This is a genomic window from Rhizobacter sp. (genome assembly GCF_035702065.1).
Taxonomy (GTDB): Bacteria; Pseudomonadota; Gammaproteobacteria; order Burkholderiales; family Burkholderiaceae_C; genus Rhizobacter.
On record NZ_DASSRA010000331.1, the window covers coordinates 1 to 9,797 of the forward strand.

Below are 9,797 nucleotides of genomic sequence, written 5' to 3' on the forward strand. Positions count from 1 at the left end.
CGCGGCCGTCGGCGGCTTGCCGCCGGCAATGCGGTTGATGGCGGCGGCGCGCGCGTTGTCGGCGCCGGCCACGGCCTCGTCGACCCAGGTGCCGCCCGCCTGGTTGTAGGCGTTGGCGAGTTCCTTCACGGCGGCCGACTCGCCGCCGGAAGTCCACCAATGGATGACCTCGGCCTTCTGGGCGTGTGCAGAACCGGCGGCGGCCAGGGCAAGGGCGGCAGCCAGGGCGAGGGGCTTGAGTCGAATGAACATGTTGTCTTCTCCGTTGGGTGGCCTCAGGGCCATTTCTTGAAAAATGCGGGTCACCCCGCGCTGCGGTTCTTGAGGAATGCGGTGAATGCCTTGGCGCTTTGCTTGAGCGTGCGCTGTTGGGTGGCGTAGTCGACGTGCACGATGCCGAAGCGCGGTGTGTAGCCGAAGGCCCATTCGTAGTTGTCCATCAGCGACCAGATGAAGTAGCCGCGAACATCCACCCCGGCCTCCATCGCCCCCGACACGGCGGCGAAGTGGCGGTTGAGGTAGGCGATGCGCTGGGCGTCGTCGACCTCCCCGTCGACCACCCGGTCGTCGGAGGCCATGCCGTTCTCGGTGATGTAGATCGGTGGCAGATTCGGGTAGCTCGCCTTGAAGCGCACCAGCAGTTCCTGCAAGCCCTGCGGATGGACGTGCCAGCCCATCTGGGTGAGCTCGGCGCCAGCCGGCGGCGGCAGCTCGGTGAAGCCATGGGCGCCATCGCTGCGCAACGTGCTCACGAAGTAGTAGTTGATGCCCAGGAAGTCCAGCGGGCGGTGGATGGTCTCCATGTCGCCGGGCAGCACCAGCGGCTCGGTGCCCGGCCACAGCCGGAACAGGTCGGCGGGGTAGGCGCCGCGCAGCAGCGGCCCGAGCACCCACTCGTTGTGCTGCACCTCGAAGAGCCGGGCCGCTTCGCGATCGGCCGGGGTGTCGCGCTCGGGAGCGCCGCGGCCGATGTTGGCCACCAGCCCGCGCAGCGCGCCGGGGTCGTTGGCCTCCAGGGCCGGCAGGGCCAGGCCGTGCCCGAGCAGCAGGTGGTGCATGGCCTGGGTGGCGAAGCGCAGGTTGGTGCGCCCGGGGGCATGGCGGCCGTTGGCGTAGCCGAGGAAGGCCGAGCACCAGGGCTCGTTGAGCGTGGCCCAGGCGGTGACGTGGCCGCTCAGCTCGCGGCTCATCAGGTCGGCATAGTCGGCAAAGCGGTAGGCGGTGTCGCGGTTCACCCAGCCGCCGCGGTCTTCCAGGTGCTGCGGCAGATCCCAGTGGTAAAGCGTGACGAAGCGCTTCAGGCCCTTGGCTTCGAGCCGGTCGAGCAGGCGCTTGTAGAAGTCGATGCCGGCGCGGTTGGGCCGGCCCTGCTCGTCCATCACGCGCGGCCAGGCGATCGACAGGCGGTAGGCGTCGACGCCCAGCGAGGCGATCAGGTCCACGTCGCTTTGCCAGCGGTCGTAGTGCTCGCAGGCACGGTCGCCGTTCTCGCCGTTGACGACCTTGCCCGGGGTGGCGGCGTAGGTGTCCCAGATGCAGGGCAGGCGGCCGTCGCGGTGGGTCGCGCCCTCGATCTGGTACGAGGCGGTGGCCACGCCCCAGGTGAAACCGGTGGTGGCCATCGGCGAATGGCGCGGTGGCGCGAGCACAGGCAAGGCCTGGGAAGCCGAGGGGGAAGCAGGCGCGATGGCAGACGCGGACATGAGGTCGATTTCCTTGGGGCCGATGTAACTTTGGGAAAGTGGAATCGCTTCCATTTGCGAACCGGATTACATCGCTGCGCTGCTTTGACGTCATGAGGGAGAACCCGGGTGCAGGGTCATGTCGCCGGCCCGCGGTGTCGCTCCTTGGGGTGTGGCGACGGCCGAACGGCCCTCCTCGGTGGGCTGGGCACGCCTGCCGCCTGGCACTAGCCTGCGCAGCTTCTTCTTCAACCGCAGCCACCGACCATGCCTCTGCCTTCGAACCACCGACGCGCCCTGCTCCTCGCGATGGGCGCCCTGCCCTGGGTGCCTCGCACCAGCCACGCCACCGCGCGGCCCCTGATGCTGGCCAACGTCTACCGCGGTGGCGTGAACCTGGCCGACTACCGCGTCAGCGAAAAGTACGACGGGGTGCGCGGCTACTGGGATGGCGAGCAGTTGTGGACGCGTCACGGCCAGCGCATCCAGGCCCCCGCCTGGTTCACCGCGGGCTGGCCCGCGCAAGCGCTCGACGGCGAACTGTGGGGCGGGCGAGGCCGCTTCACCACCGCGTCATCCGCGGTCGCGAAAGAACTGCCCGATGACGGCGCCTGGCGGCAGCTGCGCTACATGGTGTTCGACCTGCCCTCGCACACCGGCACCTTCGACCAACGCTTGCCCGCCCTCACGCAGGACCTCGCGCGCAGGGCCGTGCCCTGGCTGCAGCCCGTGCCACACCGCCAGCTTGCCGACGAAGCGGCACTGCGTGCCCTGCTGCACGACACGGTTCGCGCTGGCGGCGAGGGGCTGGTGCTGCACCGGGGTGCATCGCTGTACCGCGGCGAACGCAGCGACGACCTGCTCAAGCTCAAGCAGCACCTCGACGCCGAAGCCACCGTGGTCGGCCATGTGCCCGGCAAAGGCAAATACCAGGGCCTGGTCGGAGCGCTGCTCGTCCAGACACCGCAAGGCCTGCACTTCAAGCTGGGCAGCGGCCTGCGCGATGCCGATCGCGCGGCGCCACCGCCCATCGGCAGCCAGGTCACCTACCGCTACATCGGCCTGCACCCGGACGGCGCGCCGCGCTTTGCGAGCTTTGTGCGGGTGCGGCCTGACTAGGGCTTGCCAGCCAGCTTGGGCACCAAGGCCAGCACGGCCAGGCCCAGCAGCGTGCTGAGCACCGCGGTCATCTCCCGCCCGAGGCCGCAGGCGATGCCGATTGCTGCCGTCATCCACACACCCGCCGCCGTGGTGAGGCCCTGCACCTGTTCCTCGGAACGGTTCTTGATGATGGCACCGGCACCCAGGAAGCCGATGCCGGCGATCACGCCCTGGATCACACGGCTCATGTCGGCCACCTGCAGGCCGGCCTGCTGTGGAACGAACACGAACAGTGCCGCGCCCATGGCCACCAGCATGTGCGTGCGGATGCCCGCCGCCTTGCCCTGCTGCTCGCGCTCGTAGCCGAGCACACCGCCCAGCAGCGCTGCGAGCAAGAGGCGCACCAGAATGCGCGTGATCTGCTCGACGTCGGCAACGTCCGAGAACTCCGCGCCCAGAGTGCCGAGAATGCGGTCCCACATCGACATGCCGCAAAGGGGCAAGTGACATGCCACCGGCGGCCTGCTCCTGCGGAGAACCCGCTGCCTACAATCGTCGCCATGACTTTCACGCCACCGACCCCCAGCATTGCGCTGCCTCGGCCCTGACATGAAACCCCCACACTCGCTTTCGCTCGCTGCCCCCCGAGGGGGCGCTCAGTGGCTTCGGGCGGCCGGGCGCCACTGACATGGCCGTCTTCACCGAAGTCTCATTCGACGAGGCCGCCGCGCTGGCGGGCCGCCTCGGGATCGGCGATCTCAGCACCCTCAAGGGCATCGCCTCCGGCATCGAGAACACCAACTACTTTCTCGACACCACGCAGGGCCGCTATGTGCTCACGCTGTTCGAGCGGCTGACCGCCGAGCAGCTGCCCTTCTACCTGCACCTGATGAAGCACCTGGCGCAGCACGGCATCCCGGTGCCAGACCCGCAGGCCGATGCGGGCGGGGAGATCCTTCACCAGCTCTGCGGCAAGCCGGCGGCGGTGGTCAACCGCCTGAGCGGCGGCCACCAGCTCGCCCCCGACACCAGCCACTGCGAAAGCGTGGGCGCCATGCTGGCGCGCATGCACCTGGCCGGCGCCGACTACCCGCGCCACCAACCCAACCTGCGCGGCCTCGCCTGGTGGGGCGAGACGGTGCCGGTGGTCGCGCCCTATCTCATGGCCGAGCAGCGCACACTGATCGAGAGCGAGCTGGCCTTCCAGCAGCAGCTGGGCGCCTCGGCCGCCTACGCGGCGCTGCCGCGCGGGCCCATCCACGCCGACCTGTTCCGCGACAACGTGATGTTCGAAGGCCACCAGCTCACCGGCTTCTTCGACTTCTACTTCGCCGGCGTCGACACCTTTCTGTTCGACATCGCCGTCTGCCTCAACGACTGGTGCACCGACCTCGAAAGCGGCCGCCTGGACGAAGACCGCGCCGTGGCCTTCGTCGCCGCCTACAACGCGGTGCGCGAGCTGAACTCGGGCGAGCGGCGACTCATGCCGGCGCTGCTGCGCGCCGCGGCGCTGCGCTTCTGGGTGTCGCGGCTGTGGGACTTCCACCTGCCGCGCGACGCCTCCATGCTGAAAGCCCACGACCCCACGCACTTCGAGCGCGTGCTGACACACCGGGTCAGTGAACCCTGGCACCCTTCGCTGATCTGAGGCGTGTGACCAAACCAACCATGCAACTCCGTCTCGTCCCCCCCAGCCGCGGCGCACTGTGGGTGCGCCAGGGCTTTCGCATCTTCTTCGCGCGGCCGTTCTCCTTCATGGGCCTGTTCGGCATGCTGTTGCTGGGCATGGTGGTCGCCCAGTTGATCCCCTGGGTGGGGCCGCTGCTGTTCTCGGCCAGCCTGCCGCTCATCACGCTTGGCTTCATGCGGGGCACGCACCAGGCGCTGCAAGGCCGCTTCCCCACGCCCAGCATCATGTTCGCGCCCCTGCGCGGCCCGCATGCACGCCCACTGTGGCAGCTGGGGGCGATCTACGCCGCCTGCATGTTCGCGGTGGCCCTGGTCTACATCGCCATCGACGGCGGGCGCATGCAGGCCTTCCAGACCGCGGCCCTGGCCGAGAAGGCCACGCCCGAAGGCTTGGCGGAGCGCCTGGCCGATGGCCGCTTGCAGCTCGGCTTCCTGTGGTTCGCCGGCGCCACCACCCTGCTCAGCCTGCCGTTCTGGCATGCCCCGGCGCTGGTCTTCTGGGGCGGCCAGTCGGCAGGCAAGGCCATGTTCTTCAGCACCGTGGCCTGCTGGCGCAACAAGTGGGCCTTTGCGGTCTACGGCCTCACCGGCGTGGGCATCGTGATGGGCTTCGCGTTGGCCAGCTCGCTGCTGTTCGCCCTCATCGGCGCGCCCGGCGTGGCGCCGCTGGTGATGATGCCGGCCGTGCTGCTGTTCACTGCCGTGTTCTACGCCTCGCTGTTCTTCACCTTTGCCGATTGCTTCGAGGCCCCGCCCGAAACGCCCGCCCTCGAGAAGGAGCCTGCACCATGAAGATCGCCCTCGTCACCGGTGCCGGCACCGGCAGCGGCCGCGCCACCTCGCTGGCCCTGCTGCGTGCCGGCTACGGCGTGGTGCTCGCCGGTCGGCGCGCGGAGCCCCTGAACCAGGCGGTGGCCGATGCAGGTGAACTCGGCTCGAACGCGCTGGCCGTGCCCACTGACGTGGGCGACCCGGAGTCGGTCAAGGCCTTGTTCGACAAGACGCACGCACGCTTCGGCCGCCTCGACCTGCTGTTCAACAACGCCGGCAGCGGCACGCCGCCCGTGCCGCTCGAAGAGCTGACTTACGCGCAGTGGAAGGCCGTGGTCGACGTCAACCTGACCGGCGCCTTTCTCTGCACGCAGCAGGCCTTCCGCCTGATGAAGAACCAGTCGCCGCGCGGCGGGCGCATCATCAACAACGGCTCGATCTCGGCCCATGCGCCGCGCCCCTTCACCGCGCCCTACACCGCCACCAAGCACGCCATCACGGGGCTGACCAAGTCGACCTCGCTCGATGGCCGTGCCTACGACATCGCCTGCGGGCAGATCGACATCGGCAACGCCGCCACCGAGATGACCGAGCGCATGGCAAAGGGCATCCTGCAGCCCAACGGCCAGATGATGGTGGAGCCGCGCATGGACGTGCAACACGTGGCCGACGCCATCGTGCACATGGCCGCGCTGCCGCTCGAATCGAACGTGCAGTTCATGACCATCATGGCCACCAAGATGCCCTACGTGGGCCGCGGCTGATCCGACGCATCACGTCGCCAGCGAGAACCCCGGCACCGCCTTCGCCATCTTCTTGAGCTCCTGGTCCATCAGCGAGGCGAACTCGCGCGCCGTGGGCGACAGGTGCTGCCAGTGGCGGAAGGCCCACCCGATGGACACCGGCGGCAGGTCGGCGATGGGCACGGCCTTCACCGTGCCGCCCTGGGCGAAGTTGTGCGCATGCACCGCCGGCACGATGGCATGGCCCAGGCCCAGCTCGACGAACACCTTGGCGGTGTCGAAGTCGTCGAACACGATCTCGGGCTTGAGCTCCAGGCCGCGCTCGGCCGCCGCCTGCTCGATGGCGCTCTGGTGCGTGGTGCCGCCCGAGAGGCCCAGGTAGCGGATGCCGGCCAGATCGGCCACGTTCAGCCGGCGCCGCGCGGCCAGCGGGTCGGTGGGCGCCGCCAGCAGGAAGAGCCGCTGCTGCGCCACCGTGCGCACCTTGATGCCGCGCGTGGGCTCGCCGATGGTGATGAAGCCGAGGTCGGCCTGACTCAGGCGCAGGATCTCGAAGCACCTGCGCGTGGAACCCGCCGGCAGGAAGCGCAGGTTCACGCCGGCATGCGCCTTCCTGAAGCGCACGATGGCGCCCATCATGAAGTGGCGCACCGTGGTGCCGCCGGTGGTGATGGACAGGCTGGCCGGCTCGCCGTGCTGCAGCGCACGGATGCGCTGCAGGCCCACCTCGATCGCGTCCAGCCCTTCGAGCGCGAACTCCTTCAACACCCGCCCGGCGGCCGTGGGCTCCACGCCGCGCGCATGGCGTTCGAACAGCTTCACGCCCAGCTCCGATTCGAGCCGCGAGATGTGCTGGCTCACCGCCGACTGCGTGCGGCGCGTGTCGCGCGCCAGCGCGCTGAGGCTGCCGGCCTCACAGGCGGCGACGAGGATGCGCAGGTCTTCCAGGGTCATCGTGAGCTCTTAGGAATGACTATGAGGAATACGGCAAGTCTTAGCGTTGACTGAAGCCACCGCGGCTGGCAATGTGCGCCCGCCCCTCTGTTCCGTCAACCTCTGGAGCACCCCATGAAGACACTCCGACTCACCGGCCGCGACATCGTGGCCATGAAGACCCGCGGCGAGCGCGTGGCCGCCCTCACCGCCTACGACTACACCTCGGCCCAGATGCTCGACGCTGCCGGCGTGCCCCTGCTGCTGGTGGGCGACACGCTGGGCATGGTGATCCAGGGCGAAGACACCACCCTGCCCGTCACCCTCGACCAGGTGATCTACCACGCACGCAGCGTGTCGCGCGGCACGCAGCGCGCCCTGGTCATCGGCGACATGCCCTTCATGACCTACCAGGTGACCAGCGACGAGGCCCTGCGCAACGCCGGCCGCCTGATGGTCGAAGGCAAGGTCGGCGCGGTGAAGCTTGAAGGCGGTGCCGAAGTCGCACCCACGGTGAAGCGGCTGGTGCATGCCGGCATCCCGGTGTGCGGCCACCTGGGCTTCACGCCGCAATCCACGCATGCGCTGGGTGGCCCGCGCGTGCAGGCCAGGGAGCCCACCGCGGCGGTCACGCTGCTCGACGATGCCCTGGCGCTGCAGGAGGCCGGCGCCTTCGCCGTGGTGCTGGAGCTGGTGCCGGCCACTGTGGCCGAGGAGGTCTCGCGCCGCCTCACCATCCCCACCATCGGCATCGGCTCGGGCCCGCACTGCGATGGCGAGATCCAGGTCTTTCACGATCTCTTCGGCCTGTACACCGACTTCCAGCCCCGCCACACGCGCCGCTACCTCAACGTGGCACAGGACATCGCCGCCGCCGCGCGCCGCTACGTGGCCGACGTGGGCGCGCGCAGCTTCCCCGGCCCGGAGCAAACCTCCGACCTGTCGCCTGCCTCACGCGACAGCTTCAAGTCGTTGCTGGCGACGCACTGAGCGCCATGAAAAAAGGCCGCGGGGCAAGCCCCGCGGCCAAAGCTCAACTTCTCTCCTTCGTGATCCGCTGCGTGTTCAGCTGCCGATGCGCCCGCCGTCGTTCTTGGTGATGGCGATGGTGGCCGAGCGCGGGCGCGCCGTGGCGGTGCCGACCGTGCCCTGGTAGCCGGCATTGGCCGGCCAGTGGCTGCGGTAGCTCGCCGGGTTGGCGACATTGGCGGCGGTGATCGTCTCGCCCGGGTGCTGGATGTTGGCGAACACCGTCAGGCCATCGGGCGTCTCGGTGCAGCCGGTGAGTTCGCAATCGCCGGGGCCGACCAGGAAGCGCTTGAGCTTGGTCGGCGTGGGCTTGGCACCCACGAAGGTTTGCACATCGACGTTGGCCCCGCCCGCCACCGGGTAGCTCAGCGTCGCTGCGGCGCCGTCGCCCACCGTGCCCGGCACGCCGATCAGCATCATGCAGTTGGTGACGTCTGTGTAGGAGCCGTCGTCGGTCTGCACATAGAGCAGCTTGGTGTTCTGGCTGAACCACAGGCCATCGGGGCTGGAGAAGTCCTGCTCGTCGGTCAGGCCCGAGATGTTCACGCGGGCGGCGTACTCGGCGTCGGTCAACGTGGTGTTGGCCGCATCACGTGCCGCCTGCGCGCCGAAGAGGTAGACGTCCCAGTTGAAGCTGGTGGCCGCCGGTTCGCCGCCGGTCTCGCGCAGGCGGATGATGTGGCCGTTGATGTTGCCCGGCGCTCCGGGTGCAGCGCCCGAGCGCGAGTCGGCGTAGCTGCGCGGGTTGGGTGCGTCCAGGCCCAGCTGCGTGCCGGTGGGCGCGAGCTTGCGGCTGCTGTTGTTGGTGAGCGTGTAGTAGATCTCGCCGCTCACCGGGTTGACGGCGCACCACTCGGGGCGGTCCATCTTGGTGGCGCCCACCGCATCGGCCGCGAGACGCGCGTTGATGAGCACGTCGCCCTGATCGGCGAAGGCGTAGTTCGCGTAGCCGGCGATGGCCGTGTTGGCGATGTTCAACTCGATCCAGGTGCCGCTGCCGTCGGCGTTGAAGCGCGCCACGTACAGCTTGCCTGCATCCAGGTACTTGTCGCCGGTGGCGATGCGGTCGGCTGCGCTCGCGTCAGCCGCATCCCAGTTGGCGGTGGAGACGAACTTGTACATGTACTCGCCGATCGAGTCGTCGCCCATGTACACGGCCAGCGGCTTGCCGGCCACGGCCTTGCCGAACGAGGCGCTCTCATGCGCGAAGCGGCCCAGCGAGGTGCGCTTCTTGATTGCCTTGGTCTTGTCGTACGGGTCGATCTCGACGATGTAGCCGAAGGTGTTCAACTCGTTGCGGTAGTCGTCGGTGCCGTCGGTGGAGGCGCCGGTCTTGCTGATGTCCCAGCGGCGGTACTTGTCGTCGGCGCCCGAGGTCTCCCAGCCATGGCGGCTGGCTGCGCCCTGCGCACGGCCGTAGCGGTTGAGCGAGACCACGCTCTTGGCGTCGCGCGCTGCGTTGTCGGCCGCGCCGCGGGTGAAGTAGCCGGCCCAGTTCTCCTCGCCCGAGAGGTAGGTGCCCCAGGGCGTGTTGCCCGTGCCGCAGTTGTTGATGGTGCCGCGCGCGGCGGTGCCGGCGGTCGAGTACAGGGTGCGCATCAGCGCGTGTCCCCGGGCTGCGCCGGAGAGCTGCACCGGGGTGAGCGGCGTCACGCGGCGGTTGTAGGCCGAGTCCTGCACGTAGGACCACTGGTTGCCGGTCTTGCGCACCTCGACGGCGGAGATGCCGTGCACCGCGATCTCCTTGTCCGTCTCGGAGGCCGGGCGCGGGCGCGCGCTGCTGCCGTTGACGTGCAGGAAGTTGTCGGTCGTGGCCTCGTGGTTCATCAGCAGCAGGCCGCGGGTGGAG

9 protein-coding genes and 1 pseudogene are annotated in these 9,797 nt (G+C 69.1%); 5 read left to right on the top strand and 5 right to left on the bottom strand.

Features of this window, described 5'->3' with window-relative positions; all coding sequences use genetic code 11:
• Both VFL64_RS14785 and VFL64_RS14790 read right to left on the bottom strand, forming a co-directional pair.
• Positions 1-252, bottom strand: a pseudogene (locus tag VFL64_RS14785) (carbohydrate ABC transporter substrate-binding protein); the annotation flags it as partial.
• A 50-nt stretch (positions 253-302) separates the two neighbouring features.
• Positions 303-1,703, bottom strand: coding sequence for a GH1 family beta-glucosidase (locus VFL64_RS14790; protein ID WP_489541147.1), 1,401 nt, complete (start codon positions 1,701-1,703; stop codon positions 303-305).
• A 246-nt stretch (positions 1,704-1,949) separates the two neighbouring features.
• Here VFL64_RS14790 and VFL64_RS14795 point away from each other — a divergent pair, with 246 nt between their 5' ends.
• On the top strand, positions 1,950-2,801 hold the full coding sequence (locus VFL64_RS14795; protein ID WP_489541148.1) for a DNA ligase: 852 nt from the start codon (positions 1,950-1,952) through the stop codon (positions 2,799-2,801).
• Here the strand turns inward: VFL64_RS14795 and VFL64_RS14800 are convergent.
• A complete protein-coding gene (locus VFL64_RS14800) occupies positions 2,798-3,265 on the bottom strand; it encodes an MgtC/SapB family protein (protein WP_489541155.1) in 468 nt (155 codons plus the stop codon). The two genes, VFL64_RS14795 and VFL64_RS14800, sit on opposite strands and share 4 nt — an antisense overlap.
• Before the next feature lie 206 nt (positions 3,266-3,471).
• Between VFL64_RS14800 and VFL64_RS14805 the strand changes: the two genes are divergently transcribed.
• Genes VFL64_RS14805 through VFL64_RS14815 form a run of 3 tightly spaced genes read left to right on the top strand, consistent with a single transcriptional unit; the run spans position 3,472 to position 6,007 of the window.
• The gene (locus tag VFL64_RS14805; RefSeq protein WP_489541149.1) at positions 3,472-4,431 is read left to right on the top strand and encodes a homoserine kinase; all 960 of its coding nucleotides are present in this window, start codon (positions 3,472-3,474) and stop codon (positions 4,429-4,431) included.
• A gap of 20 nt (positions 4,432-4,451) precedes the next feature.
• Entirely contained in the window at positions 4,452-5,264 is an 813-nt protein-coding gene (locus VFL64_RS14810; RefSeq protein ID WP_489541150.1) for a BPSS1780 family membrane protein, read from the top strand.
• Positions 5,261-6,007 (top strand): SDR family oxidoreductase, encoded by a 747-nt coding sequence (locus VFL64_RS14815; RefSeq protein WP_489541151.1) that lies wholly within the window; start codon positions 5,261-5,263, stop codon positions 6,005-6,007. The genes VFL64_RS14810 and VFL64_RS14815 overlap by 4 nt, the downstream gene beginning before the upstream one ends.
• Before the next feature lie 9 nt (positions 6,008-6,016).
• On the opposite strand, the gene VFL64_RS14820 is transcribed toward VFL64_RS14815, so the two are convergent.
• Entirely contained in the window at positions 6,017-6,940 is a 924-nt protein-coding gene (locus VFL64_RS14820) for a LysR family transcriptional regulator (RefSeq protein WP_489541152.1), read from the bottom strand.
• 114 nt (positions 6,941-7,054) lie between these two features.
• On the opposite strand from VFL64_RS14820, the gene panB reads away from it, so the two are divergent.
• Entirely contained in the window at positions 7,055-7,909 is an 855-nt protein-coding gene (panB, locus tag VFL64_RS14825) for a 3-methyl-2-oxobutanoate hydroxymethyltransferase (protein WP_489541153.1), read from the top strand.
• 75 nt (positions 7,910-7,984) lie between these two features.
• Here the strand turns inward: panB and VFL64_RS14830 are convergent.
• A partial coding sequence (locus VFL64_RS14830) for a PhoX family protein (protein ID WP_489541154.1) occupies positions 7,985-9,797 on the bottom strand: 1,813 nt, incomplete at its 5' end.

Coding starts and splice junctions, on each gene's coding strand:
- VFL64_RS14820 (WP_489541152.1), bottom strand. CDS start 6,940: ATGACCCTGGAAGACCTGCGCATCCTCGTCGCCGCCTGTGAGGCCGGC.
- VFL64_RS14790 (WP_489541147.1), bottom strand. CDS start 1,703: ATGTCCGCGTCTGCCATCGCGCCTGCTTCCCCCTCGGCTTCCCAGGCC.
- VFL64_RS14800 (WP_489541155.1), bottom strand. CDS start 3,265: ATGTGGGACCGCATTCTCGGCACTCTGGGCGCGGAGTTCTCGGACGTT.
- VFL64_RS14795 (WP_489541148.1), top strand. CDS start 1,950: ATGCCTCTGCCTTCGAACCACCGACGCGCCCTGCTCCTCGCGATGGGC.
- VFL64_RS14815 (WP_489541151.1), top strand. CDS start 5,261: ATGAAGATCGCCCTCGTCACCGGTGCCGGCACCGGCAGCGGCCGCGCC.
- VFL64_RS14805 (WP_489541149.1), top strand. CDS start 3,472: ATGGCCGTCTTCACCGAAGTCTCATTCGACGAGGCCGCCGCGCTGGCG.
- VFL64_RS14810 (WP_489541150.1), top strand. CDS start 4,452: ATGCAACTCCGTCTCGTCCCCCCCAGCCGCGGCGCACTGTGGGTGCGC.
- panB (WP_489541153.1), top strand. CDS start 7,055: ATGAAGACACTCCGACTCACCGGCCGCGACATCGTGGCCATGAAGACC.